General features: G+C 73.7%; 18 protein-coding genes and 1 tRNA gene. 13 read left to right on the plus strand and 6 right to left on the minus strand.

The window, feature by feature from the left end:
* Nucleotides 1–669: 669 nt before the first annotated feature.
* Nucleotides 670–1,221 (plus strand): tellurite resistance TerB family protein, encoded by a 552-nt coding sequence (locus ACF06X_RS07490; protein ID WP_392286270.1) that lies wholly within the window; start codon nt 670–672, stop codon nt 1,219–1,221.
* 303 nt (nt 1,222–1,524) lie between these two features.
* Here the strand turns inward: ACF06X_RS07490 and ACF06X_RS07495 are convergent.
* A tRNA-Pro gene (locus tag ACF06X_RS07495) sits at nt 1,525–1,598 on the minus strand.
* 165 nt (nt 1,599–1,763) lie between these two features.
* On the opposite strand from ACF06X_RS07495, the gene ACF06X_RS07500 reads away from it, so the two are divergent.
* Entirely contained in the window at nt 1,764–2,234 is a 471-nt protein-coding gene (locus ACF06X_RS07500) for a DUF309 domain-containing protein (RefSeq protein WP_392286271.1), read from the plus strand.
* A 6-nt stretch (nt 2,235–2,240) separates the two neighbouring features.
* On the opposite strand, the gene ACF06X_RS07505 is transcribed toward ACF06X_RS07500, so the two are convergent.
* From ACF06X_RS07505 to ACF06X_RS07515, 3 genes are all read right to left on the minus strand, one after another.
* On the minus strand, nt 2,241–3,497 hold the full coding sequence (locus ACF06X_RS07505) for a cytochrome P450 (protein WP_392286272.1): 1,257 nt from the start codon (nt 3,495–3,497) through the stop codon (nt 2,241–2,243).
* A 136-nt stretch (nt 3,498–3,633) separates the two neighbouring features.
* Nucleotides 3,634–4,008 carry a DUF488 domain-containing protein gene (locus ACF06X_RS07510; RefSeq protein ID WP_392286273.1) on the minus strand — a complete coding sequence of 125 codons (375 nt, stop codon included), beginning with the start codon at nt 4,006–4,008 and terminating at the stop codon, nt 3,634–3,636.
* Nucleotides 4,009–4,037: 29 nt separating this feature from the next.
* Nucleotides 4,038–4,640 carry a TetR/AcrR family transcriptional regulator gene (locus tag ACF06X_RS07515; RefSeq protein WP_392286274.1) on the minus strand — a complete coding sequence of 201 codons (603 nt, stop codon included), beginning with the start codon at nt 4,638–4,640 and terminating at the stop codon, nt 4,038–4,040.
* A gap of 165 nt (nt 4,641–4,805) precedes the next feature.
* On the opposite strand from ACF06X_RS07515, the gene ACF06X_RS07520 reads away from it, so the two are divergent.
* From ACF06X_RS07520 to ACF06X_RS07535, 4 genes are all read left to right on the plus strand, one after another.
* Nucleotides 4,806–5,666, plus strand: a complete 861-nt coding sequence (locus tag ACF06X_RS07520) for a phosphatase PAP2 family protein (protein WP_392286275.1) — start codon at nt 4,806–4,808, stop codon at nt 5,664–5,666.
* 8 nt (nt 5,667–5,674) lie between these two features.
* Entirely contained in the window at nt 5,675–6,802 is a 1,128-nt protein-coding gene (locus tag ACF06X_RS07525) for a DMT family transporter (protein WP_392286276.1), read from the plus strand.
* A gap of 464 nt (nt 6,803–7,266) precedes the next feature.
* The gene (locus ACF06X_RS07530) at nt 7,267–8,274 is read left to right on the plus strand and encodes an SPFH domain-containing protein (RefSeq protein WP_392286277.1); all 1,008 of its coding nucleotides are present in this window, start codon (nt 7,267–7,269) and stop codon (nt 8,272–8,274) included.
* Nucleotides 8,271–9,239, plus strand: coding sequence for a hypothetical protein (locus ACF06X_RS07535; protein ID WP_392286278.1), 969 nt, complete (start codon nt 8,271–8,273; stop codon nt 9,237–9,239). The genes ACF06X_RS07530 and ACF06X_RS07535 overlap by 4 nt, the downstream gene beginning before the upstream one ends.
* 115 nt (nt 9,240–9,354) lie before the next feature.
* Here ACF06X_RS07535 and ACF06X_RS07540 read toward each other — a convergent pair whose 3' ends face one another.
* Nucleotides 9,355–10,176 carry a hypothetical protein gene (locus tag ACF06X_RS07540; protein ID WP_392286279.1) on the minus strand — a complete coding sequence of 274 codons (822 nt, stop codon included), beginning with the start codon at nt 10,174–10,176 and terminating at the stop codon, nt 9,355–9,357.
* A 501-nt stretch (nt 10,177–10,677) separates the two neighbouring features.
* Here ACF06X_RS07540 and ACF06X_RS07545 point away from each other — a divergent pair.
* Both ACF06X_RS07545 and ACF06X_RS07550 read left to right on the plus strand, forming a co-directional pair.
* Nucleotides 10,678–12,378, plus strand: coding sequence for a S8 family serine peptidase (locus ACF06X_RS07545; RefSeq protein ID WP_392286879.1), 1,701 nt, complete (start codon nt 10,678–10,680; stop codon nt 12,376–12,378).
* Nucleotides 12,379–12,583: 205 nt separating this feature from the next.
* Nucleotides 12,584–15,499, plus strand: a complete 2,916-nt coding sequence (locus tag ACF06X_RS07550) for an AAA family ATPase (protein ID WP_392286280.1) — start codon at nt 12,584–12,586, stop codon at nt 15,497–15,499.
* A 57-nt stretch (nt 15,500–15,556) separates the two neighbouring features.
* Here the strand turns inward: ACF06X_RS07550 and ACF06X_RS07555 are convergent, their stop codons facing one another.
* Nucleotides 15,557–16,402: a caspase domain-containing protein gene (locus ACF06X_RS07555; protein WP_392286281.1), complete on the minus strand. Its 846-nt coding sequence runs from the start codon at nt 16,400–16,402 to the stop codon at nt 15,557–15,559.
* Nucleotides 16,403–16,541: 139 nt separating this feature from the next.
* On the opposite strand from ACF06X_RS07555, the gene ACF06X_RS07560 reads away from it, so the two are divergent.
* From ACF06X_RS07560 to ACF06X_RS07580, 5 genes are all read left to right on the plus strand, one after another.
* Nucleotides 16,542–17,435: a DNA/RNA non-specific endonuclease gene (locus ACF06X_RS07560; RefSeq protein ID WP_392286282.1), complete on the plus strand. Its 894-nt coding sequence runs from the start codon at nt 16,542–16,544 to the stop codon at nt 17,433–17,435.
* Between the two features lie 93 nt (nt 17,436–17,528).
* Nucleotides 17,529–23,003 (plus strand): trypsin-like peptidase domain-containing protein, encoded by a 5,475-nt coding sequence (locus ACF06X_RS07565; RefSeq protein WP_392286283.1) that lies wholly within the window; start codon nt 17,529–17,531, stop codon nt 23,001–23,003.
* Between the two features lie 25 nt (nt 23,004–23,028).
* Nucleotides 23,029–24,186: a trypsin-like serine peptidase gene (locus tag ACF06X_RS07570; protein ID WP_392286284.1), complete on the plus strand. Its 1,158-nt coding sequence runs from the start codon at nt 23,029–23,031 to the stop codon at nt 24,184–24,186.
* A 109-nt stretch (nt 24,187–24,295) separates the two neighbouring features.
* Nucleotides 24,296–24,715 carry an SseB family protein gene (locus tag ACF06X_RS07575; protein WP_392286285.1) on the plus strand — a complete coding sequence of 140 codons (420 nt, stop codon included), beginning with the start codon at nt 24,296–24,298 and terminating at the stop codon, nt 24,713–24,715.
* Nucleotides 24,715–25,365 carry a hypothetical protein gene (locus tag ACF06X_RS07580; RefSeq protein ID WP_392286286.1) on the plus strand — a complete coding sequence of 217 codons (651 nt, stop codon included), beginning with the start codon at nt 24,715–24,717 and terminating at the stop codon, nt 25,363–25,365. Before ACF06X_RS07575 ends, ACF06X_RS07580 begins: the two co-directional genes overlap by 1 nt.
* Nucleotide 25,366: the final 1 nt, after the last annotated feature.

Consider the following 25,366-nt stretch of genomic DNA (forward strand, 5'->3'; position numbering starts at 1 on the left):
CAGCCAGCCCCGTCGCCCATCCTGCGTCTGCTCCGGCTTAGAACCCCACTGCCGAACCTCCCGGTGCGCGCGCCCGCAGCCGACGCCTTCACCGAGGTACTGCCACTGCGTTGACTGCGGTACTGCTCACGGCGGCCCCTGATCACTGCGGGCCACCCGGTCCGGTCACCAGTCCCGTCGCCGTCATGCAACAACCCTGGCTTCGAAACTCCGTCACCGAACCGTCGTGCGAACTGCAACTGCGGGTACTACTGCCTGGCAGTTCATCTCTGCCAGGCCCTGCTGTCCCTCTGGGCTACGACAGAAACCATAACCGTGACACCACCCAATGTCTACTCTGGCCAACACAGATTTTTGCGTGTTCGACAGTGAGGTAATCGAACCTCGAAGGTCCCCGTTCGTGGTGCGTCGACATGAACCGGCCGATGACTCCTGGACGTTGGCCGAGCCGTTGCCGGCGCCGTGCAAAGGGAGGGCGAAGCACTCGGGCGCTCCTGGGGCGGACTGACCAGCGAGCACCGCCTCGCCTGCGGCGGACACGGGCGGCCCTTGAAGCCTGTAGGGGGCCAGTGCATTTTGTGGAACCTTTACCCGGAGGCGGCCGTTGGCCAGGTGAACGCGCGAGCGGAATCGCGACCGATGACTCAGAGGAATACCGAGGTGGCGTCAATGGCCATGTGGGACCGGCTCAAGGACCAGGCCAAGAACCTGCAGCAGGCCCAGCGCGGGGGCGGTGCAACCCACGGGGGACCCAGCCGCGGCGCAGGCTCCGGCGGTGGTCCACGCGCCCAGCTGGTCAGCGCGTTGAAGACGCAGCTCGGCTCCCTCAAGACCGAGCTGAAGAGCGGTGCGTACCGGGACGCGAGCATGGCGATGTGCGCACTGGTCGCGGCCGCGGACGGGCACGTGGACCCGGCCGAGCGGCAGCACGTCGAGTCGATGATCCTCAGCAATGAGGTGCTGCAGAATTTCCCGTCGGAGCAGTTGCGCCAGCGCTTCAACAAGCATGTGGACCAGCTGACGCACAACTTCCAGCAGGGCAAGGCCGAGGCGATGCAGGACATCGCCAAGACCGCCAAGAAGCCGACCGAGGCGAGGGCGGTGATCCAGATCGGCATCGTCATCGCCGGCGCCGACGGCGATTTCTCCCAGGCCGAGCAAATGATCATCCGGGATGCCTGCACAGTGCTGGGAGTGTCTCCGGCCGAGTTCCAGCTCTGATCTGCCCGCGGTCCGGATCCCCAGGCGGCTGACGCAGGGTCACGCCAGGGGAGCGGACGCCCGGCGTGCCGGCCGATGGCCAGAAGCGGCGCTCGGGAGGCCGATGAGGATGCCGGGCGCCGCTCGCGGCGACCCCGGTCCTGACCATCAACCTGGTCGTCACCGGTTCGCCCGCTGCCCAGCCCGATCGTCGTCGCCCGCTGACCGGGTCAAGGTGAACTGGTCCCCAAGGGGCCCCCAGAAACGATCAAGGGGCCGTTTCAGATTGCTCTGAAATAGCCCCTGACCTGCGACTTCGAAAAGTCGGGACGACAGGATTTGAACCTGCGACCCCTTGACCCCCAGTCAAGTGCGCTACCAAGCTGCGCCACGTCCCGGTGCCCGTCCCGCCGGTTGTTTCCCGGTGGCGGCGTGCAAGAGAACATTACCTCACTCCACGGGGCCGATCGACGCACGGGGTGTCACCGCGGCCGTGTCCTGGCGGTCGGGGCCGCAGGTCGGGGCCGCAGGTGGGGGCGGGGCGGGGTGGGGACAATGGGGGTGTGGACACGACGCCGAGGGACCGGGACGAGGAAGGGCGGGCGCGCAGTGCGCGGCCGCGGGACGGGCTGGGGCGGCCGTTGCCGTACGGGGCCGAGGGGGTGCCGCGGCAGCCCGAGGGGGTGGCGCGGACGCCGGCGGAGACGCTCCGTGAGGCGCAGCGGCTGCTGGACGCGGGGATGCCGTTCCACGCGCACGAGGTCTTCGAGGACGCCTGGAAGACCGGTCCCGGCGAGGAGCGCGATCTGTGGCAGGGGCTCGCCCAGCTGGCGGTCGGGCTCACCCATGCCGCCCGGGGCAACGCGGCGGGCGGGGCTCGGCTGTTGCTGCGCGGTGCCGCACGGATCTCCGGTCTGGGTGATCCGTACGGCATCGACATCGACGGACTCGTCCGGTGGGCGCGGGAGTTGGCGGCGCGCGCGGACGGGGTGACGGACGCGTCGGCGGAGGCGCCGCGTCTGGTGGCGTCGTAGCGGCGGTCACCAGGTCAGGTGCAGCTCCTCGGGCGAGCGGTGGATCATGGTGGGCCGCATCACGACCTCGTGGTCCTTCCTCAGCCGTAGGCCGGGGAGGCGGCGGGTGAGCAGCTCCAGGGTCAGGCGGAGTTGGGTGCGCGCGAGCTGCGAGCCCGGGCAGCCGTGGGTTCCGCGGCCGAAGCTGACGTGGCGGGTGGGTGTCGGGGGCCGGGTGATGTCGAAGACGTCGGCGTCCTCGTGGCGTGCCTCGTCGCGGTTGGCGGAGCCGTAGGCGACGAAGACGGTGGCCCCGGCGGGCAGTTCGGTGCCGGCGAGGATCACGGGCCGGGTGGTGGTGCGGCGGAATCCCTGGACGGCGGTGTCGTAGCGGGCCGCTTCCTCCACCGCACCGGGTATGAGTTCGGGCCGGGCGCAGAGCAGCTCCCACTGGTCCCGGTGGCGCAGCAGGTGGAACAGCGCGGTGCCGATCAGGGCGGTGGTGGTGAGGTGCCCGGCGATGAGGAAGTTCTGCAGGTTGGAGACGAGTTCGCCGCGCTGGTCCGGGGTGAGTTCGCGGGTGCCGGGCCCGAGCCCGGTGTCCGGGGCCAGGGCGGCGACCATCGCGGAGCAGAGGTCGTCGCGCGGCTCGGCGCGCCGGGCGCGGGCGTAGCGGTCGAGGAGGTGCTGGAGGGCGACCACGTCCTCGGCGGCGGCGATCTGTTCCTCCTCGGGCAGCGGCCGGAAGAGGAGCTGTTCGGCGCGGTGTCCTCCGTGCACCGCGACGGGGACGTCCTCCGGAGCGAACCCGATGAGCCGGCCGATGACCGCGCCGGGGAGCCGGCGGGCGTAGGAGGACATCAGCTCCGTGTGCCCGTCCGCGGCGAAGCCGTCGACGAGGCCGGTGGCCACCTCGGCGGCGTACGGGGTGAGGGCCGCCACCCGTCCGGCGGAGAGGCGGCCGTTGATCGGGGCGCGGTGCCGGCGGTGGGCGGCGCCGTCCGTGGAGACGACGGTGGGCCGTTTGCCGAAGCCGCGCGCGAGGACGCCGAGGACGGCGGCCGTCGGCATGACGTCGGGGCGCAGGGCCTGGGCGGAGGAGAAGTCGTCCGGCCGCAGCAGGACTTCGCGGACGTCGGCGTCCCGGGCGACAAGCCAGGCGTCGAGTTCGGGGACGAAGGTCAGTCCGGCGGTCTGTCGCGCACGTGCGTAGAGGGGGTACGGGTCTCGCTGCAGCTCGTCGAGGCTGAGCCGTTCGTGAGGTGCGTACTGTTTCGGGTCCACGCGTCGCCTCCGTGGCGGGAAGGTGCGGAACTCGGTCAGGTGCGGTTCACGGGCAGGTGCGGGTCGTGAGCAGGTGCGGTGCTCGGGCGGGAACGCGGTGCGTCCGGCCATGGTGACCGGCGCGGCGGGCCCCTGGCTATGCCCGGGAGGCGTTCAGCGCGCGCAGCAGTACGGCGGTGTGGCTCGCCGACGGGTCCTTGGCCGCGGTCAGGAGGGTGACGGGCCCCTCCGCGGCGAGGGCGCGCAGCCGGTCGAGGGCCTCGGCCGCGGCGGGCTCGGCCAGTTCCTCCTCGTACCGCCGGCAGAACTCGTCGTACGCACCGTCGGGGCCGTGGTACCAGCGTCGCAGTTCGGTGGAGGGGGTGAGCGCCTTGGGCCATTCGTCGACGCGGGCGTCGGTCTTGGCGAGGCCGCGCGGCCAGAGGCGGTCGACGAGGACCCGTACGCCGTCGTCGGCCGCCGGGGGCTCGTAGACGCGCCGGACGCGCACGTCGGGAGTGGGGGCGGGCATGCCCCCAGGGTGCCGGACGGGTGGGGCCCTCACACGTCGACGCGCAGGGCGGGCAGAAGGACGGAGTCGACGAAGGCGCTCATCGCCGCCGCGTCCGCGAACCGCTCCTCGAAGAGCCGCTCGACGCGGAGCATGCCGAGGAAGCAGGGGGCCACGAAGCCGATGGCGGGGTTGTCCGCGTCGATCTCGCCGCGCTCCACGGCCCGCCGGAGCATCTCGTCGAGCGCCGCGACCTCCGGGTCGATGACGGTCTCGCGCAGCGCCTCGCGCAGGTCGGGGTGTTGGATGTACGCCTGGCTGACGGCCTCCATCAGCTCGGTGTCCCGGTCGCGACGGGAGGCGGCCAGGCGGGCGGCCTCGCGGAGGTCCCCGGCGAGGGTTCCCGTGTCGATGCCGGTGAAGAAGGCGCAGCGCCGCTTGTCGAGGGCGGCGGTCACGAGCCGCGCCTTGGTCCCCCACTGCCGGTAGAGGGTCGCCTTGCCGCACTTGGTACGGGCCGCGACGCCCTCCATGGTCACCGCGTCGTAGCCGCCCTCGCGGAGCAGGTCGATCACGGCCTCGTACAGCTCGGTCTCCCGCTCGGGCGTGATCTTGCCGCGGCGGGCGGCGGCGGTCGCGGCCTGCGTGGACATCGGTTCCTCCCCGGTCGCCCCGGTCGTGCCGGACAGCTCTCTGCACGTACGAGGGTAGGGGGCGGCTCATCGAGACGCAAACGTATCGAGACGCTTGCGTCTCGATAAATTCGGATCTAGGCTTCCTCCGTTTTGCTGACGATTCGATGGAAAAGGGGCCGCGCGATGGCTGCCGGGATACGCGGGATACGGGGGACACGTCCCGCAGGACCGGGGCCGACCGCCACGGTCACAGCGGTCCCCGTCGCAGCCACCGACCCCGCCACCGCTCCGAGACCGCCCCTCGTGCGCGAGCTGCTGCTCGTCACCGCGCTCTTCCTCGTCTACAAGTCGGGCCGGGCGTTCGCGAACGGCCACGAGCTGCGCGCCTTCCACAACGCGGAGCGGATATGGGACGCGGAGCGCGCCGTGCGCCTGCCCGCCGAGGGCGCGGTCCAGGCCCTGCTGCTGCACGGTGAACCGCTCGTCCGGGCCGCCAACACGTACTACGCGGCCGTGCACTTCCCGGCCACGCTCGCCTTCCTCGTCTGGCTCTACCTGCGCCGCCCCGGCCACTACCTCTGGTCCCGCCGGGTCCTCGCGCTCCTCACCGCCGCCGCGCTCGCGCTGCATCTGCTGATGCCGCTCGCGCCGCCCCGGATGCTCGCCGCCACCGGACTGGTCGACACCGCGCGGGTCTACGGCCCCTCCGTGTACGGCGCGACCCCGCGGACGGACTCGATGGCGAACCAGTTCGCCGCGATGCCCTCGCTCCACTTCGGGTGGGCGCTGATGCTCGCGATCGGCCTGATCGCCGCCGGCCGGAGCCACTGGCGGTGGCTGTGGTCGCTCCACCCCCTGGTGACGCTGCTGGTGATCGTCGGCACGGCCAACCACTATTGGTTCGACGCGCTCGCCGCGGCCGCGCTGCTCGGCCTCGCGCTCGCCGTCGTACGGCCGCCGGGCGCCGGACGGGCCGGTCCCTACGCCGGTCCCGACGCCGATCTCGATGCCTCTGGGCCCGTTCCGGCGGGAGCTCTGCGGTGAACGGCCCCATGAGCACCCTGGACGGCGACGGCACCGTGCTCGCGGTGCTTCTCTCTCTCCTCTCCGCCGCCGGATACGCCCTCGCCGCCGTCGCCCAGGCCCGGCTCGCGGCGGCCTCCGACGGCGGGCGCGGCGCACTGCGGGCGCTCCTCGCCCGCGGCGGATGGTGGTCGGCGGTCGGTCTCAACGCGGCGGGCGCGCTCGCCCATGTGGCCGCGCTGCACTACGGCCCGTTGACGCTCGTCCAGCCGCTCGGCGCGCTCACCCTCGTGGCGGCGCTGCCCCTCGGGGCGTACCGCGCGCGGCGGCGGGTGACCCGCTCGGAGTGGCGCGGGGCGCTGTGGACGCTCGCCGGGCTCGTCGGCCTGATCTCGGTCACCGGGCCCGCGAAGCCGGGTGAGGCGCTGGACCTGAGCGAGGCGCTCGTCGTCGCCGCGGCGACGGCGCTGCTGATCGTGGCGCTCGCCTCGGGGCCGCTGTACGGGTCGGGGCTCGGCGGCGCGGGAGCCGGCCGGACACGGGCGGGAGCCCGGGGACGGGCGCCGGGGCGGGCGCGGGGGCTCGGGCATGCGACGGCCTCCGGGATCGCCTCGGGCGTGGCCTCCGCGCTGACCCAGACCGTGACCGCCGCGCTCGCGCGCGAACTGCCCGTTGGTATCACCCGTTGGTGGCAGACCGCCCTGCTCGCCGCGCTGGTCTCGGGCTTCGCGGTGGGCGGCCTCCTGCTCTCGCAGACCGCCTACCGCGGCGGCCTGGCCGCTCCCCTCGCCGTGGTGAACCTCGCCAACCCGGCCGCCGCCGCGGTCATCGGCGTGGCGCTGCTCGGCGAGACGTTCCGCGCCGGGGCGTGGGGCTGGCTCGTCGCGGCCGCCGCGTCGCTGGTGGCCGCGCGCGGCGTGGTGCTCCTGACGACGGGCCCCGGCCCGGCCCCGGACGCGACCCCGGCCTCGGCCCCGGACTCGCGGGGTCCCCGTGACCGCCGGTTCCCCGCCGTCGCCCGTGAAGTGGCCGCGCCACAAGGCACGCTGGGCGGGGCGGTGGCGCCGGCCGGAGTCGGCGGCCCCGCGCCCGTGCTGGACGATGGTCACCTCGAGACGATGGGAACGGTGAACACCTTCTGCACCTCTCCGAGTTGACAGTCGCGGCGGCGTGTCCGTGGCGACGGTGAGGCTCGCGGAGCTGGACTGGCGGGTGTGCGACGAGGCGCCCGCGCCGGCCGCGCTGACCCGGGCGGTCGTCACGCTGCGCTCGCTCGGCTACGAGGGCGGCATCGACCACATCCGGCGGTACGCCCTCACGATGCACCCGATCGCGGCGGAGGAGTACGCCGCGCTCGAGCGGTATCCGGTCCTGGAGGAGGCGATCGAGGCCACCGTCGCGTACACGAACGCTCTACGAGCCGATTCTGCTCGCGCTGCGGCACCTGGCGCACGAGGACGCCTCCGCCCGCCTGCACGGCATCGCGCACTCGCCGCCTCCGTCCCCGCCCGCGCCCCCGTCCCCGTCCCCGCCCCCGCCCCCATCCCGGGAAGCACCTATTTCGTCACCTTGACGAGAAGCGAACGACCCACTATCGTCAAGGTGACGACAAGGGGGTTTCATGGCCGACATCACCCGGCGGGCCGGCTGGCGCCATCTGCGCTCCGCGCCCACCAGCCACATCCGCCACCACCGTCGCGGGCGGCTCGTCCACGACGGCGTGGGGCTCAGCTTCTGGTTCCGTTCGCTGTCCGCCGCGCTGTCCGAGGTGCCGGTGAACGACCGCGAGCTCGCCATGGCCTTCCACGCGAGGACCGCCGACTTCCAGGACGTGAGCGTGCAGTCGACCGTCACGTACCGGATCGGCGAGCCGGACGCGGCGGCCACCCGGCTCGACTTCTCGATCGACCCCGACACCGGCACGTGGCGAGGTGCGCCGCTGGAGCAGATCGCGACGCTCCTCACCGAGACCGCCCAACAGCACGCCCTCGACGTCCTGGCGCGCACCCCGCTCTCCTCGGCCCTCGTGGACGGTGTGGCGGCGGTCCGCGACCGGATCGCGGAGGGGCTCGGGGCCGAACCCCGGCTGCCGGCCACCGGTATCGAGGTGGTGGCGGTACGCGTGGTGGCGATCCGTCCGGAGCCGGAGGTCGAACGGGCCCTGCGCACCCCGGCGCGCGAACAGATCCAGCAGGAGGCCGACCGGGCCACCTACGAGCGGCGCGCCGTGGCCGTCGAACGCGAGCGGGCCATCGCCGAGAACGAGCTGGCCAGCAAGATCGAACTGGCCCGGCAGGAGGAGCGGCTCGTCGACCAGCGCGGCACCAACGCGCGCCGCGAGGCCGAGGAGTCCGCCGCGGCCGACTCCGTACGGGCGGAGGCCGAGGCGGTACGCAAGATCCGGCTCGCGCGGGCCGAGGCGGAGGCGGCCCGGGAGGTCGGCGAGGCACGCGCGGCGGCGCAGTCGGCGTGGCTGCGGGTGCACGGGGAGGCCGACGCGGCGACGCTGCACGCGCTGGCCGCCACCCGCGCGGCGGAGAACCTGCCTCGGATCGAGAGCCTGACCCTGTCGCCCGATGTGCTGACCGGCCTGCTCGCCAAGCTGGCCGGCGGCGGGACTCCGTCGTGAGCCTGGCGCCGCGGGCGGTCCTCGTCCACCGGGTCACCGAGTACGAGGAGCTGCTCGCCCGGCACGGCACGCACGGGCAGGCCGCCTTCTTCCTCTCCCGCCGGGGCCGCGACATCGAGGAGGTGCGGCGGCGCCACGAACGGACCCGGCGGGCGATGGCGGAGGTGGCGTCGGCGATTCCCCTTCGGTGGCGGCAGGCCAGGGTGGAGCGCGCCGACCTGGACCGCTTCCTGTTCGGCCCCGAGGACGTGGTCGTGGTGGTCGGGCAGGACGGGCTCGTGGCCAACGCCGCGAAGTACCTGAACGGGCAGCCGGTCGTCGGGATCGACGCCGACCCGGGGCGCAACCCGGGCGTCCTGGTGCGGCACCGGGCGGCGGACGCGGGCGCGTTGCTCGCGGCCGCCTCCGGTACGGCGACGAGCGGAACGAAAACGGCCGCACGGGCGACCGGAACGGCGACGGACAGGGCGGCCGGGACGGTCGTGGAGGAGCTCACGATGGTGGAGGCGGTCACCGACGACGCCCAACGGCTCGTGGCCCTCAACGAGATCTACCTGGGCCCGCCGGGCCACCAGACCGCCCGGTACACCCTCGGCCTCGACGGCGAGCGCTCCGACGCGGCGCCGCCCGAACCCCAGGCGTCCTCGGGCGTGCTCGTCGGGACCGGCACGGGGGCCACGGGCTGGCTCCGGTCCCTCCGGGAGCAGCGATCGAGCGGTCTGGGCATGCCCGTCCCGACGGACCGGCGGCTCGCCTGGTTCGTCCGCGAGGCCTGGCCGTCCCCGACGACCGGCACCACGCGCGTGGAGGGCCTGCTGAGCCCTGGGGAGACCCTGCGGATCACGGTCGAGTCGGACCGGCTCGTGGCCTTCGGCGACGGCATGGAGTCGGACGCGCTGGAACTGACCTGGGGTCAGACGGTACGGGTCGGGGTGTCGCAGACGGCCCTGCGGCTCCTCGCCTGAGCCGACGCGGCCCGGCCCGGCAGGGAGGGCAGGGCAGGCCAGGGCCGGGCAGAGCAGGGCCGGGCAGGCAGGCAGGGCAGAGCCCCCTACGACACACCCGCCGTCGCCGCCCCGCTCAGAAGCCGTCCCGCCAGGCGCCCCAGGTCCAGAAGACCGCAAACCCCGTCCAGAGGATCGCGAAGGCCCAGACGACGACGTGTCCGCCGAACAGGGCCATGGAGCCGAGCCAGCCGACGCCGACGGCCACGAACAGCAGGCCGAAGTTCGGGAACGCCAGAAGTCCCGACAGCCGGCCGCTCACCGCGCCCCACACCCCGATGGCCAGGATCAGCGCGGCGATCGCGAGCCACATCCCCACGCCGCTCTGCGAGGAGGGCGGGTACGTGTGGGTGTGGCCGCGCAGCTCCAGCCGGACGACCTCGCCCTGCCAGAGCCCGAGCTTCGCGCGGTCGCCCTTCTCGGCCTCGTCGTACGTGTCCGAGCCCACAGAGAGCCACGCGGTGCGTTCCGGCCACTCGACCTCGACGCGGTAGTACCGGGTGCAGGTGGTGCCGCCCCCGCCGCCCGCGGTCACGCCGCCGGTCACCGTGCCGCCCATGCTGCCGCCCGCGGTCGCCATGCCACCGCCCGCGGTCACGCCGCCGACGGTCACGGGGGCGCCCCCGCCGCTCGTGCCGCTGGACGTGCAGTTCTCGCCCGTCCGGCGGTCGGTCACGGTGCCCACCGCGGTCCGTACGCACCCCTCGCCCCGACCCCAGCCCTCCCCCTCCCCCGCGCAGACCGGCGCGTCGCGATACACCATCGTCGCCCGGTATCCCTCCACGACCTGCTGGCCGCAGAAGAAAACGCCCAGTCCCGCCGCCAGGACGAGCAGCCCCCGTAACGGCAGGGGCAGCCGCCGCCCGTACGAACTCCGCCTGTATCTTCTCGACTTCACTCACCGGTGATGCCCTTCCGAGGGGCCCGGCAAGCCCTCCCCCTCTCCCTCCCCCCACCCCCCTCGGGGGGTGACAAGGGTTTTCCCCGTATCGGGTTCACCTGCTCGTTCCCTACTGTCTGCCGCACCGGCAGATCCCATCCCCCGAACCACGCCCCCCGCAGGAGCTCAGGCCCTGTCAGGTGCATGAGGGGAGGAGGGTGGTGTCCGCCGGTGGCGGCCTTGACCCGGGCCGTCGCGCCGGTGGCGGCGCACGGGCCCCCCAAGCCCAGGGACCAGCGGACCGCGACCCCCCACTTCGCACCGCGGCTCCCGCGCCGCCGCCACTGCTCCGCACCTACGTCGTGCTCGAAAGGGAACACCTTGAACAGTTCCAGGCGGAGAGTCATATCCGTCGTGGTCGCGAGTGCCGCGATCATCGGCGCCGCTGCCACCTCCACCGGGGCGTTCGCCGCCGCCCCGGCCGCTGCCACCCCGAAGCCGGCTCCGGCTTCGCAGGCGATGACCGCGCTGCCCAGCGCTCCTGTCGAGAAGGTCATCGTCACCTACAAGTCCAAGACCGCCGAGGCCGGCTCCAACGCCGCCGCGAAGAGCGACGCGGCCGCCAAGGGCGCCGAGACCGGCGAGAGCCTCTCCTTCGAGCGCCGCCTCGCCGGCGGTGCCGCGCTGGTCGACCTGGGCGACAGCGCCACGAAGCAGGACGTCGCCGAGGTCATGGCCGCCTTCCGCGCCGACCCGCAGGTCGCCACGGTGGAGCCCGACATCCGCGCGTACGCGATGGCGGTCACCCCGAACGACACGGACTACGCCAAGCAGTGGGACCTCTTCGAGGCCACCGGCGGCATGAACGTTCCGCCCGCCTGGGACAAGACGACCGGCTCCGGTGTCACCGTGGCCGTCATCGACACCGGCTACGCGGCCCACTCGGACCTGGCGTCCAACGTGGTCGCGGGCTACGACTTCATCTCCTCCTCCGCCGACGCCCGCGACGGCAACGGCCGTGACGCGGACGCCAAGGACGAGGGCGACTGGAACGCCACCGACGGTGAGTGCGGCACCGGCTCGCGGGCGTCGAACTCCTCCTGGCACGGCACCCACGTGGCCGGCACCATCGGTGCGGTCACCCACAACACCAAGGGCATGGCGGGCATCGCGTACAACGCGAAGATCCAGCCCGTGCGTGTCCTCGGCAAGTGCGGCGGCTCGTCCTCGGACATCGCCGACGCCATCACCTGGGCGTCCGGCGGCTCCGTGCCGGGCGTCGCGGCCAACCCGACCCCGGCGAAGGTCATCAACCTGAGCCTGGGCGGCGCCAGCTCCACCTGCCCGAGCGTCTACCAGACCGCGATCAACGGCGCCGTCTCGCGCGGTACCACCGTCGTCGTCGCCGCGGGCAACAGCAACGCCAACGCGTCCGGCTTCACCCCCGCGAACTGCTCGGGCGTCATCAACGTCGCCTCGACCAGCCGTGAGGGCAACCGGTCGTACTACTCGAACTACGGCACCATCATCGACGTCTCGGCTCCGGGTGGCGAGACCCGCCGCGCCACCGACACGCCCGGTACGGTGACCACCCCCGAGAACGGCATCTACTCCACGCTGAACTCGGGCACGACCACCCAGTCGCTGGAGAACTACAAGCCCTACCAGGGCACCTCGATGGCCGCGCCGCACATCGCCGGCCTCGCCGCGCTGCTCAAGTCGGCCAAGACCAGCCTCACCCCGGCCGAGATCGAGTCCGCGATCAAGGCCAACGCCCGTCCGCTGCCGGGCACCTGCACCGGCGGCTGCGGCGCCGGTATCGCCGACACGGCGAAGACCGTGGACGCCGTCACCGGCACCACGACCCCGCCGGCCGGCACCGTCTTCACCAACGCGACGAACGTGACGATCTCCGACAACACCACCGTGTCGTCCTCGATCGCCGTCACCGGCCGCACGGGCAACGCCCCCGCCACCCTCAAGGTCGGCGTGGACATCAAGCACACCTGGCGCGGGGACCTGGTCATCGACCTGATCGCCCCCGACGGCAAGGTGCGCAACCTGAAGGCCTCCTCGTCCTCGGACAGCGCCGACAACGTACTGACCACGTACACGGTCGACGCGTCGAGCGAGGTCGCCAACGGCACGTGGAAGCTGCAGGTCCGCGATGTGGCCTCGGGTGACACCGGCTACATCGACTCCTGGAGCCTGACCTTCTGATCACCACCTGACCCACCCCCCACAACAGCATCATTGCTGGTCAGAGGCGCGCTCGTGGTCTACACCACGGGCGCGTCCTGGCGTCGGCGACCGGCACCGGCTGTCCGTATGCCGGACAAGAGGCCTGGACGGCACCGGTACGCTCCGTATTCTCTGCCCCACGGGGCTCACGGGCAGGCCCCGAGTGCCGGAGGGTGGTGGATACGTGACGACTGCGCCGCACCTCCCCGTACGCCCTGCCGGCGTGGGGGGACCCCCGGCCCCGGTGGGCCGGGAGGAACTGCTCTCCCGGCTCGAACGCGTGCTGCACGCCCGCGGGCGTGCCCTGCTGACCGGACCCGCCGGCGTCGGCAAGACCGAGGTGGCCCTGGCGGAGGCGGCCCGGGCGGAAGCCCGCGGCGAGACCGTCCTCTGGCTCGCGGCCCTGCCCGCCGACCGTGACATACCCGGCGCGGCGGCGGCCGCGCTCGTGGCCTCGGTGGCGGCGACGGTGACCTGGCCGGGAGTGGCCGGAACCGGCGCGGCGACCGACGTCCCCGGTCCGGCGGGCTCGGGGCCCGACGCCCCGGCCGCCGCGCGGGCCGCGATACCGCGCCAGGTCCCCGGACCCGGCGCGTCCGGGGTCTTCGACGGGCTGCCGGGCCCTCAGCGGACCGCCGTCGCCATGCTCTGCCGCGAGGCGCCGCTGCACGACGGCGGCTGGGACCCGATCGCCCTGCGCCTCGGCATCGCCCAGATCCTGCGGGGCCTCACCGCCCGCGGGCCCGCGCTGCTCGTCGTCGACGGGGTCCAGCACATCGACGCCGACAGCGCCGACCTGCTGCGCTTCGCCCTCCACCTGGCGCCGCCCGCGCTGCGGGTCGTCGCCGTGGAGACCCCGGAGGCGTACGGAGCGCAGGAGGCGCACGACATCCACCTCTGGGTGCCGTCGGAGGCGGACATCCTGCTCGTCCCGCCGCTGCAGGCGGACGAGATCGCCGAACTCCTCATCCACCACCGGCTGCCCTCCCGGATGGCCGGCCGCATCCACAAGGCCAGCGGCGGCAACCCCCGGCTCGCGCTCGCGGTGGGCCGCTCGCTGGCCGACGCGCGGACCCCCGTCCACCACGCGGAGGCGCTCACCCTGTCCGGGCGCGCCCGCGAGCTGGCCCGGCAGCTGCTCGGCACCGCGCCGCCCGCCGTCCGCGAGACGCTGCTGCTCGCCGCCCTCGCGCTGCGTCCTTCGGCGGCGCTGATCCGCCGGGCCGGGCGGCCGGACGCGGAGGCCGACCTCGCGGCCGCCGAGCGCGCCGACCTGGTCTCGCTCGCCGAGGACGGCACGGTCACCTTCACCGCCGGGCTCCTCCCGTCGACGCTGGTCCACGACGCGTGCTGGGCCGAGCGCAGCGCCGGGCACGCCGCGCTCGCGAAGGTCGTGGACGACTCCGTCGAGGCGGTACGGCACCGGGCGCTCGCCACCGACATCCCCGACGAGGCGCTCGCCGCCGAGGTCGCCGCCGCCGCCGATCTCGCCCGGCGCCGCGGCAACAGCGCGCTCGCCGCCGAACTGGCCCTGCTCGCCGCCGAGTCGACGCCGATGGAGCACGCCACGCAGCGGATCGCGCGCCTTGTCGACGCCGCCGAGGAGGCGGCCCGCGCCGCCCGCGCGGACCTCGCGATGCGGGCCGCCACCGATCTGCTGGCCAGGGACGCGAGCCCGTCGGACCGGGTACGGGCCAGGCTCGCCGTCCTCGACACCGCGGGCCAGGGGCTCACCGGGCTCGACGAGATGTACGTCCACGCCATGGAGGACTCCGAGGGTCACACCGCGCTGCGGGCCGCCGTACAGCTCCGTCTGGCCGTCAAGTACGTCCTGGCCGACGGCGATCCGCTGCGTTCCCGGGCCGCGGCCGTCGAGTCCGCCGCCCTCGCGGCCTCGATGGGCGACCCCCGGACGGCCGCGCAGGCACTGACCGTCCAGGCACGAATGGACCGGGCGCTGGGCGCGTCGGAGGCGGAGGCGGTACTGGCCCAGGCGCGGGGCCTGGAGATGGCCGAGCGACCGCTCGGCATCCGTAACGCCGCACAAATCCTGACGATCCGTCATGCCCTCTTCGACGACCGGCTGGCCGACGCCCGCGACCAGCTGAACGCGCTGCTGCCGCTGGTGCGGCGGCGCGGTTCGGTCGAGGACACGATCGAGCTGTTCTCCACCCTGGCGGCGATCGAGTCCCGGCTCGGGGCCTGCCCGGCGGCCCTCGCGCACGCGGGGCAGTCCCTCGCGCTGACCCTGGAGGCGGGCCTCTCCCCCGGGCCGGCCTGGTACACGCTCGCGCTCGCCGAGACGGCCGGGGGCAGCTTCGGGCGGGCCGCGAGCTACGCCCGGCGCAGCGTCCAGGCGTCGGAGGAGGAGGGCGACCGGGTCTTCCTCTCCCGCAGCCTGTACGCGCTCGGCCGGGTCCAGCTCATCAACGGCGACGTCGCCTCGGCCCTGGAGACCCTGCGCCGGGTCCAGGCCAACGAGCGCGCCCAGTCGACCGTCGACCCGTCGATGCTGCGCTGGCACGAGGAGCTGGCCGAGGCGCTCCTCGCCAACGACGCGGCCCAGGAGGCGGCCGGCCTGCTCGCCGAGGTGCGTCCGGTCGCGGAACGCCTGGGGCGTACGACCGTGCTGCTGGGGTGCGACCGGGCGTACGCCCTGTATCTGGCCGCGGGCGGGAAGACGGACGAGGCGGCGGAGCTGCTCACCCGCACCGCCGAGCGGTTCGCCGAGGCGGGGCTCCCGCTGGAGCACGGGCGGGCGCTGATCGCGCTCGCCCGGGTGGAGCGGCGGCGCCGTCGCCGTTCGGCCGCGCAGAGCGCCCTGCAGGCGGCCGCCGCGGTCTTCGAGCGGGCCGGGGCGGCTCCCTGGCTGGCCCTGACGAGCGAGACCCCGGCCGGGGAGGACACGCTGCCGGCGCTCTCCTCGCTGACGGACGCGGAGCTGCGTCTGGCCCGTCTGGTGGGGCAGGGCGCGAGCAATCAGGAGGCCGCGGCGAAGCTGTACCTGAGCGTGAAGACGGTCGAGGCGCGGCTGACCAGGATCTACCAGAAACTGGACGTCCGCTCCCGCGCGCAACTGGCGAGCGCGCTGCGCGGCTGACTCCGGCGGCGCCCGCGGCCTGGTGGACCCGGTCGGCCCGGTCGCCCGCCGGCCCGGTCAGATCGTGAACGGCCGCTGCCGCAGGAAGGCGGGCGCGGGGCTTCCCGTCAGATAGAGGTTCGGGCTCTGGGTCGGCGGGAGCCGCCGCTGGATCGCGCGGTGGAAGGAGCGGTACCCGCCCCGGAAGGCCCCGTCCTGCCAGACGTCGAGCAGCGCGCCCGTGAAGGCGCCGTTGACCGGGCCGTCGGAGGCGAGCTGGTTGTCCTGGCAGGCCGAGATGAGGATCGCCGACGCCTCCCGCGCCTCCCGTGCCCCTCGCGCCTCGCCGAACGGGCCCGCCGCCTCCTCGGCCGCCGCTTCGAGGGAGCGCTGCAACTCCTCGAAGAAGCCCCGGTCCCTTTCGTAGATCTGCCGCTGCCTCGGTACGGGCATCATGCGGATCCCGGTCTCCGGGAGCGGCGCTCCCGGGAGTTCGGTGCCGCTGCCGCTGTGGCAGCAGTCGAGCAGCACCAGAATCCTGACGCCCTCGGCGAAGCCGCGGAGTTCGCGGTGGAGCTCGTCGTCGAGGAACTGCCGGTCGTAGAGGACGAGGGTCTCGTCGAGGGCGTCGGGCTCGTCGTCGGAGCCGGTGACGTCGGGCACCTGTCCGCCGTGGCCGGAGTAGGTGAGCAGCAGGATGTCGTCGGGGGCGAGCGTGACGGCGGCCTCGCGCAGCGCCGCGGTGAGGTTGTCGACGGTGGCGTCGGCGGTCATCAGGACGGTCTCGGAGAACCCCGCGGAACGGGCGATCCGGGCCATGTCCCGGGCGTCGTTCTCACAGGCCAGCAGAGCGCCGTCCCAGCCTTCGTAGCGGGCGGGGTCGACCGTGTTGAGTCCGGCGTGGACGGACAGACCGGCGGGCATGGGTGCCTCCTTGGTCCGAAGCGTGGTCCGAAGCGTGGTCCGAAGGGTGGTCCGAAGGGGGGAGGGCACCGGAGCGTCTGATCGAGTGGCCTGCCGCCCGGCGCCGAGCGCGACCCTTCATGCGCGGTAGTTACATCGTATGAACCCCTCCGATCGCCCGCCCACTCCGCCGCCGCCGCGGGCCGGCGGACCGCGCCGTGACTCGCTGGCCGACCGCACCGGCTACGACGAGGGCTTCCTGGGTCCCGTCGTGCCGCTGCCGCTCCCCGCCCGCACCTCGGTGGAGACGGTGCTCCTGCCGTACACCCACTTCACCGTGGTCTTCCGCCCGGACCGGCGCCTCGCCGCGTCGACCGCCGTCTGCGTCGAGGGCGACCAGCTGCTCGACGACGTACCCCGGGAGGAGGCCTGGGAGTTCGACCCCCGCCTGCCCGCGGAGCAGCAGGCGGGCGGGGACGTCTACCGCAACAACAGCCTCGACCGGGGTCATCTGGTCCACCGCCTCGACCCGGTGTGGGGCCCCGCGGCCGTGGCGGGCCAGGCCAGCACCGACACGTTCTACTACACCAACGCCGCCCCCCAGTCCGGCGTCTTCAACCAGGGCAAGCGGCTCTGGCAGGGCCTGGCGAACTACCTCCTGGAGCACGCCACCGAGTACGACCGGAGGATGACGGTGCTCACGGGTCCCGTGCTGCAGGACTCCGATCCGCCCTTCCGGGGTATCCAGGTGCCGCTCCGCTTCTGGAAGGTGGTCGCGTTCATGCAGGACGGGGCGCTGGCGGCGACCGCGTACGTCCTCGACCAGAGCCCCGATCTCAGCCGTGACGCCGAGCGCGCGCTCGCCGGGGCGAAGGCGGGCGCGCCGCCGCTGGGCCCGTTCCGGACGTACCAGGTGCCGGTCTCGGACGTCGCGGAGATCACCGAGCTGGAGTTCGGGCCGCTGCCGGACGTCGATCTGATGCCGCCGACGCGGGCGCCGGAGGACCGCTGGCGGCGTCTGGAGTCGTACGACGACATCGCCATGCAGGGCTGAAGCCCCGTTTGCCACCGCCACCACCCGGTGAAACCATGACAGGTATCAGTCAGTCCGTCCGACGCCGCGCAGGAACCGCCGGGCAGGTGCGGTATGCCGCTCACCGAAACGGAATGGGGCCTCGTCACCGGTTGGGTGCGGGACCACCTCCTCGCCACCCCGGATCCCCACACCCGGCTGCGGCGCAGCGGCCTCTCGGCGGACTTCGTCGAGGACCTCCCGCTCACGCCGGACCGTGACGAGAACGCGCGCCTCGTCGTGCGCGGCGCCCGCGCGGACATCGCCCACCAGCGCCGGCTCCTGGCCGCCCTGGCCGACCTTGACACCCTGACCGCCGCCGACCCGCCCGCGGCCGTGGAGGCGCGAGCCCTGCTCACGCGGTTGCGGGCCGACGAGGAGTCGCTGCGCTCCGCCCGGGACCCCTTCCGCGCCCTCGTCCTCGGAAACGGTACGGAGGTCTTCATCGACCGGGACGAGCTGCGCGAGAAACTCCGCGGCTTCGTCGCCGATCCCGAGCAGACCGTGCTGGTCGTGGACGGCGAACCCGACAGCGGCCGCTCGTACACCTACCGCCTCATCCGCCATCTCGGCCAGCACCGCGGCTTCCGTCCGGTACGGGTGACCCTCTCGCGCACCTCCACGGCCGCCCGTCTGGTGACGCGGCTCGCCGAGTTCGTGGCCGGGCCCGAGGCGGACGGGTTTCCGTCGAACCCGTCGAACCCTTTGGATCCCACACAGTTGAACGATCCGCTGCCCTCGATCGACGACGCCGTGCACCGGATCGTCAGCCGCGCCACGGCCGCGCGGGAACGGCTCTGGCTGGTGCTCGACGAGTGCGACGAGCTCGATCCGAACGCGGACGTCTGGGACTGCATCGGCAAGCTGGCGCTCGCGATCTACGAACACACTCCGGTACGCGCGGAGGCCGTGCCGCGGCTCGTCCTGCTCGGCTACTCCCCCACCATGCGGCAACTCCCCTACGACATCCGCAAGAACGAGTGCCGCGACACGGCGCGGATCGTGGGCGAGGAGGATCTGCGCGCGTACTTCCGGCAGTTCTTCGCCGAGGAGCGGCCGGCGCCGGACGCCGCACTGATCCCCGAGCTGGTGGAGAGGTCCGTCGCCGGGGTGATGGCGGCGGTCGATTCGCCGGGTTCGGACGAGAGTTACATGCGGCGGGTGTGCACGGCGGTGGAGGAGACGGTACGGCTCCACCGCTCCGGTGACGGAACCGGGACGGGGGCGGGGGCGGGCATCGGCGGCGCCGGCGGTACGTCCCACGGTGCGGTGCCGGCGCCCGGCGCGCCGCCGGTCCTCCCGGAGCTGCGGCAGGCCTACCGCGAGGCTGCCTGTCTCCTGGAGGAGTTCGACCCGGCCCGGCTCCGGCTGCCCGGCGAGAGCGAGCCGACCGGGCGCGCGGCCCTGGCCCTCGTCGACGACTGCACCGCGCTCGCGCCGCACCCCTCTCAGGCGTGGGTGCTCAAGCCGGAGATCCGGGAGCGGACCCTGAGCGGCCTCGCGGGGCCGGAGGCCGCACGGCGGGCCCTGGAGGCCAATCTGGGACTCCTTCCGGAGGGGCCCGGCCCCGAGCGGACCGCACTCGCCCTGCTGTCCGGCGGCGCGGCCGGCCCCGCCCCCGACCTGGCGGCGCAGGACGTCGAGGCGCTCGCGGACACCCTGCGGGCCGTGCTCTGGCTGAGCCGTGTCCCCGGGACCGCCGGGCTCGGGCTGCCCGACGCCGACGATGTGCAACACCGCCTGGAACGGGCGCGGTTGCTCCAGCCGATGGAGCGGCTCGTCCGGGGCGCCTTCCACGGTCGCCGACGCGAACTGGACTCCCTGCGCACGTACATCGCGCTGCCCGCAGAGCCGGCCGAGCCTCCGGTGCTCATCCACGGCATGGGCGGCGTCGGCAAGAGCACCCTGCTCGCCAAGTTCCTCGTCGACAGCCTCCACGACGCGCCCCGCCCCTTCCCGTTCGCGTACATCGACTTCGAGCGGCCCACGCTCTCCATCCACGAACCGGCCACGGTGATCGCCGAGATCGCCCGGCAGCTCGGCATCCAGTACCCGGACCACCGCACCGCGTTCGACGCGCTCGCCGACGAGTGCGAGGAGACCGCCGCGGCGCAGCGCGGCGAGCGCAACCAGCTCGACGAGCTGCAGCAGGTCTCGGCCACCCGAGCGACGCTCGGCCGCGACTACTCGGCCGGATTCCACGCCCGGGCCAGCGCGCGGGAGCAGGAACTCGCCCGGAAGGTCGCCGGTCTCGTCGCCACAGCCGTCCGCACCCCGGCGGGCCTCGACACGAGCCCGGACGCCGACCCGGACCCGGACGCCGACCCGGGCCCGGATCCGGCGCCGCGGACGGATCCGGCGCCGCGGACGGATCCGGGGCCGCGGACGGATCCGCCCCTGGTGATCGTCTTCGACTCCTTCGAGGAGGCGCAGTACCGCGGCTCGCCGGTCATCGGCCGGATGTGGGCCATCTGGACGGCCCTGCGCGACGCCTACCCCCGGCTGCGCTTCCTCGTCTCCGGCCGGGCGCCCATCGACCATCCCGCCCGCGTCCTCACACCCCGCGTCATGGAGCTGGGCGATCTGGACGAACAGGCGGCCGTGGAGCTCCTGATGTCCTGCGGTGTCGACGACGAGGAGATCGCACGGGACCTCGTCGACCGCGTGGGCGGCCACCCCCTCAGCCTCAAGCTCGCCGCACGGACGACCGTGGCCCTGGGGGCCGGCTCCGCCTCGCTGAGCGAGCTGCTGCGGAGCCTGCCCTCGCGCAGGCGGTACTTCCACCACAAGGTCGACCAGATGCTCATCCAGGGCACGCTGTACGACCGGATCCTCAAGCACATCGCGGACGACGACCTGCGCGCCACCGTGCAGGCGGGCCTGGCCCTGCGGTTCATCACCCCGGAGCTGATCCGGGACGTCCTCGCCGGACCGGCCGGGCTGCGGGTCGACTCCTCCGAGCAGGCCCGCGCCCTTTTCGGCCGGCTGGTGTCGCGGCTGGACCTGATGGAGTCGGCCGGGCCCCAGGCGGTACGGCACCGGGCGGACCTGCGCTCGATCATGCTGCGGCTCTCGGACAGCGCCCGCACCGATCTCATGCGGGCCGTCGACCGCAGCGCGGTGGCGTACTACGCGGCCCGCGAGGGCGCCGGGGCGCGCGCCGAGGAGATCTACCACCGGCTCAGGCTCGGTCAGAACCCCCGTACGGTGGAACGCCGTTGGGAGTCCGGAGTCTCGGTCCACCTGACCGGGGCGGACCGGGACATGCCGCCCCGTTCGGCCGCGTTCCTGCTGGGGAAGATCGGCGGGCACGTACCGGACCGGATCATGGCCGAGGCGGACCAGGAGGACTGGGAGCGGATCGCCGCCCGCGAGGTCGAGGACCTGCTCACCCAGGGGTACGTGGAGGCGGCCGCGGAGCGGCTCGCCGAGCGGCGGCCGTGGACGCCGTGCAGCAGGCTGCACGGACTGCTGGTGGAGACGCTGGCGAGGTCCGGGCGGGTGCCGGAGGCGCGGGAGAGCGCCGAGCGGGCCGTCGACCGGGCCGGCGAGGCGGGCTGCGTCGAGCGGCAGCTGGAACTGCTCCAGCTCTCCGCCCGACTCGCCCAGGACGAGGGCGACTTCGCGGACGCCGACCGCGATCTGCAGCAGGCGGAGGACATCGCGGCCGGCCTCGGTCTCGCCCATGAGTCGATGGGCGTGCTGGTGGCCAGGTCGCGCCTGGCCGCCCTCTCGGACGAGGGCTCGGCCGAGATGGACCTGCGGCTGGCCCGCTCGCTGCGCGAGATGCCGGACGAGGAGCTGGCCCGGCAGCCCGCGCTGGCCCGCGCCGCCGCGGCCTCGGCCGCCCGGGCCGATCCGCGGCTCCTGGAGCACACCCTGCGGCTCGTGGGGCTGCCGGCCGACGACCGAGCGGTGGTGGACGCCCTGGCCCGCTGGATCGACACCGCCATGGCCGACGAACCGCAGTTGCGGGAGCCGCTGACCCGCATCCTGGCGTCGGCGGCGGGAGCGCCGGCACGGACCGGCGGGGCGGACGCCTCGGTCGAGGAGGCCCTGTGGGAGGCGCGCAGGCGCGGGACGCTCGACAGCCTCGCCTGGCGGGCGCTGACGCTCCGCGACCGCAGCGGCGACCTGGTGGAGGGTGTGGCGGCCGCCATGGACGTGGGCGCGCCGGCCCGGGTGCCGTGGCCGCACGCCGGCCACCCCGCCGGGCCGGTCGCGGGCCCGGCCTTCCCCGGCGGTGACGGCGGTGACGGTGGTCCCGGAGGTCCCGGAGGGCTCGGAGGTCCCGGAGGTGGCGGAGACGGTGTCGGGGACGGTGGGCACGGGGGCCGTGGCCGGGCGGGCCTGTGGTCGCAGCCGCCGCCCGGCGCCGCCGAAGGCGCGGTGCGCTCCGTCCCGTACCTCTCCGCCGAGGGCGTCGTCCGGGTCCGCAACGCCGCCCTGGACGCGGGGCTCGCCGACACCACCGTCCGGCCGCTCCTCTTCGCCGGCACCACCGCCCGCTTCCGGGCGAGCCTGCCGACGATGGACACGCCGCTGCGGCAGATGCACTCCGACCTGCACACGATGAACCAGATCGAGCGGCTGATCGACGGCACGGTGCCGCTGGAGGTCTGGCTGCGCAACGCGATCGCCCAGACCGTCGAGCCGGGCCCGCTCAGCGTCCTGCAGCGCGCCCTGGACGATGTGGCGCGGGACGCGGCGGGCGAGCCGGACCTGCCGCCCGGGGCGATGCCGGAGGAGACCAAGGAGGAGATCATCTTCCGGGACGACACCGTGCCCTTCGAGTTCCTGCACGGCGGCGTCCAGGCCGGTTCGTCGGTCGCCCGCCTGAAGGTCCCGCCCTACGAGTCGGGCGCACCGCTGCGGCCCGCGTACCCGCACGCGGGCACCGGATGGCTCATCGCCCCCGGCCTGCTGATCACCAACCACCATGTGGTGAACGCCCGGACGCGCTCGCCGGGGGTGCGGCCCCGGGTGACCGAGGACGATCTCCAGCTCCAGGTGCGCAACTCCCGCTCGCGGTTCGACTACGGCGCCGACGAGGCGGAGACCGAGGAGGCGACCGCACGGGCCCTGGTCGCCTGGGACGAGGCGCTCGACTACGCGATCCTGCGGCTCTCGGAGGGGCTGCCGCCCCGGCCGATGCTGCGGATAGCGACCGCGCCGCTGCGGACGGACGGGCCCGAACCGGTGGCGGTGAACATCATCCAGCACCCCGGCGGACAGCCCAAGCGGGTGGCGCTGCGCAACAACCTCGTCTTCGAGGCGGACGAGCGCGACGTCCGCTACTTCACCGACACCCGCAGCGGGTCCTCGGGTTCACCCGTCTTCACGGACGACTGGACGGTGGTGGCGCTGCACCGCGGCACGCGTCGGGTCGAGGAGGTCAACTACCAGGGAAGGAACACGGCGTTCGTCAACGTCGGCACGCAGATGAGCCGGATCCTCGCCCATCTCCAGGAACACCGGCCGGAGTTGTACGAGGAGATCATGCGGGCGCAGTCCGCGCCGGCCCACGAGGAGCACGTACGGGCCGCATGAGCAGCAGAGGAGGAGGTGGCGGGAGATGCCGTACGGATCACCGGTCGCGACCGAGCCCGGTCAGGTCTTCGACAACCTGCGGGGCGTCGCCGAACGGGTGCGCAGGCACCTGGAGGAGGAGATCTCCGAGTCGGTGGAGGAGTCCTCGGCGCAGGATGCGCCCGCGGACCAGATCTCCCGCTTCGCGCAGGAGGAACGGGCCCGGGTCCTGGAGGCCGGGGTCACGGGCCTGGAGAAACTGGCCGGGAACCGCGCGGACGAGATCGACGAGGACGAGTACTTCGGCGTGGAGGCGATCGTCCTCCTGGAGGGCAGGCCCGCCCTCCTGGTCCAGGGGCAGGACTTCGTCGCGCCCGAGGGCGACTGGTCGGCGCCGCTGGACGCCGGCCGGGCCGCGATCCGCGACGCGCTCGCCCGGGTCGGGCGCGTGGAGGTGACGGGCCATCCGAGCCTGGACTGGGTCGGCACGGCGTTCCTGGTGGGCCCGCGGACGGTGATGACCAACCGGCACGTGGCCGTGGAGTTCAGCCGCGCCGAGGAGGCGGGCTGGTCCTTCCAGCAGGGCATGTCCGCCCGCGTGGACCCCGGCGAGGAGCTCCCCGCCGCCCAGGCCCCGGGACCGGGCCTCGCACCCGGCCTCGCACCCGGCCTCGTACCCAGCCTCGCACCAGGCCTCGCGCCCGGCCTCGCACCGGGCCCTGGGTCAACGGCCGCCGCACCGCCCCCGTACGAGATCACCGAGGTGATCGGCGTCCATCCGGACGTCGACATGGCCCTGCTGCGGGTCGTGCCGCCCGACGGCGCCCCGCTGCCCGCCCCGCTCGCGGTGGCCGCCGACGCGCCCGCGACCCTGCCCGGGCGGCCGGTGTACGTCATCGGCTACCCGGCCTGGGACGGGCGCCGCAACGAGCCCGAGTCGATGCGGCGGATCTTCATGGACGTCTACAACGTGAAGCGGCTCCAGCCCGGCACGGCGACGGAGTTCACCCCCGGCGGCCTGGTGATGAAGCACGACTGCTCGACCCTGGGCGGCAACAGCGGCTCCCCCGTCCTCGACCTCGCCGACCACCGGGTGCTCGGCCTGCACTTCGGCGGCCGCTACCGGCTCGGCAACTTCGCGGTACCGCTGTGGGAGCTGGTCGACGATCCGCTGCTGGCCCGGGCCGAGGTCAACTGGGTCTGACACGGGGAACTTCAACCTTGGGAACCATCAGCCTCATGTGTGGTGTCCTAAGAACGAGTTCGGGCAGAGTCCCCACGCAGATTCCCAGTCATTTTTTGAGGGGGAGCCGATGACGGACGGTACGGCGCTCGCTGAGCTGATCGCCGAGCGGCGCGACGGGGCGGGTGAGCCCATGGCCATGGTCGGGGAGTTCCGCCGGGCCTTGGTCCTCGTCCCCGTCGAGGCGGGCGGTCTGTGGACAGCGGAGTCCGGCGGGGTGCGCTGGATCTGCGCCTTCACCGAAGAGGCCGCGCTGGCCCGGTTCGCCCGCGCCCGGGACACCGGCGACGGGCGGGAGACGGGCCGTTCCTGGGAGTTCGCCCGGATGCGAGGCGCGCGCCTGCTCGACGAGATCGTCCCCGCCATGGGCGTACCCGCCGGTGTGGCCGTCGACATCGCCGATCCGGACGGGTCCATGGTCTTCCCGCCGGTCCGCGGCATCGTGCCGGACGCCGTCGCGGTGGACGCGCCGGCCGAGGGCGGGGCCTGATGGGCGGCAGTGGCGGCCGCGAGGACCTCCGGTTCGACGCGGAGAGCGTCAACCGCATCACGCAGGGCATCCGGTCGGCGATGGCCGAACTGCGCGACATCGGCACGGGTACGGGTGCCGTGCTCGGCAAGGGGTTCTCGGACCTGGCGATGACCGGCATGGAGGCCGGGCACCACGGTCTGTCGGCGGACTTCGAGGACTACTGCGAGCGCTGGGAGTGGGGCGTGCGGGCCTTGCTCCAGGACGCCAACACGCTCGCGGCGGCGCTGGGCCTTTCGGCCGGGCTCGTCTGGGAGGAGGACCAGTACCTCCAGGGCACGTTCAAGATCGCGGTGAACGCCGCCGTGGGCAATCCGCACGCCTCCGAGGCGGACATCGTCAAGCAGAACTGGGGCGATGTGTTCACCCCCGACTATCTGAACCCCGACTGGAGCCCCGAGTCGTTCGAGCGCGCCGGGGACGACATCGAGCAGACGTGGAAGGACACCGGCCGCACCGTGCTCACGGAGGGCAACGGCGGCCGCCAGTCGCGCATCCTCAACGAGGCCCTCGGCGTGGACCAGGCCGCCTTCGACCGTGCCGTGGACGACACCTTCGGCCCGTCTCCCCAGGAGAGGGCCGCCCAGCAGCGTGACACCGGGGGGAACTGAG

This window comes from Streptomyces sp. NPDC015346, from assembly GCF_043078785.1.
Lineage (GTDB): Bacteria > Actinomycetota > Actinomycetes > Streptomycetales > Streptomycetaceae > Streptomyces.

Excerpts from the sequence above, each read along its gene's own strand:
- ACF06X_RS07525 (WP_392286276.1), top strand. The coding sequence starts at position 5,675 with ATGAGCACCCTGGACGGCGACGGCACCGTGCTCGCGGTGCTTCTCTCT.
- ACF06X_RS07510 (WP_392286273.1), bottom strand. The coding sequence starts at position 4,008 with ATGCCCGCCCCCACTCCCGACGTGCGCGTCCGGCGCGTCTACGAGCCC.
- ACF06X_RS07560 (WP_392286282.1), top strand. The coding sequence starts at position 16,542 with ATGAACCCCTCCGATCGCCCGCCCACTCCGCCGCCGCCGCGGGCCGGC.
- ACF06X_RS07530 (WP_392286277.1), top strand. The coding sequence starts at position 7,267 with ATGGCCGACATCACCCGGCGGGCCGGCTGGCGCCATCTGCGCTCCGCG.
- ACF06X_RS07575 (WP_392286285.1), top strand. The coding sequence starts at position 24,296 with ATGACGGACGGTACGGCGCTCGCTGAGCTGATCGCCGAGCGGCGCGAC.
- ACF06X_RS07545 (WP_392286879.1), top strand. The coding sequence starts at position 10,678 with ATGACCGCGCTGCCCAGCGCTCCTGTCGAGAAGGTCATCGTCACCTAC.
- ACF06X_RS07520 (WP_392286275.1), top strand. The coding sequence starts at position 4,806 with ATGGCTGCCGGGATACGCGGGATACGGGGGACACGTCCCGCAGGACCG.
- ACF06X_RS07555 (WP_392286281.1), bottom strand. The coding sequence starts at position 16,402 with ATGCCCGCCGGTCTGTCCGTCCACGCCGGACTCAACACGGTCGACCCC.
- ACF06X_RS07565 (WP_392286283.1), top strand. The coding sequence starts at position 17,529 with ATGCCGCTCACCGAAACGGAATGGGGCCTCGTCACCGGTTGGGTGCGG.
- ACF06X_RS07490 (WP_392286270.1), top strand. The coding sequence starts at position 670 with ATGGCCATGTGGGACCGGCTCAAGGACCAGGCCAAGAACCTGCAGCAG.
- ACF06X_RS07515 (WP_392286274.1), bottom strand. The coding sequence starts at position 4,640 with ATGTCCACGCAGGCCGCGACCGCCGCCGCCCGCCGCGGCAAGATCACG.
- ACF06X_RS07570 (WP_392286284.1), top strand. The coding sequence starts at position 23,029 with ATGCCGTACGGATCACCGGTCGCGACCGAGCCCGGTCAGGTCTTCGAC.
- ACF06X_RS07580 (WP_392286286.1), top strand. The coding sequence starts at position 24,715 with ATGGGCGGCAGTGGCGGCCGCGAGGACCTCCGGTTCGACGCGGAGAGC.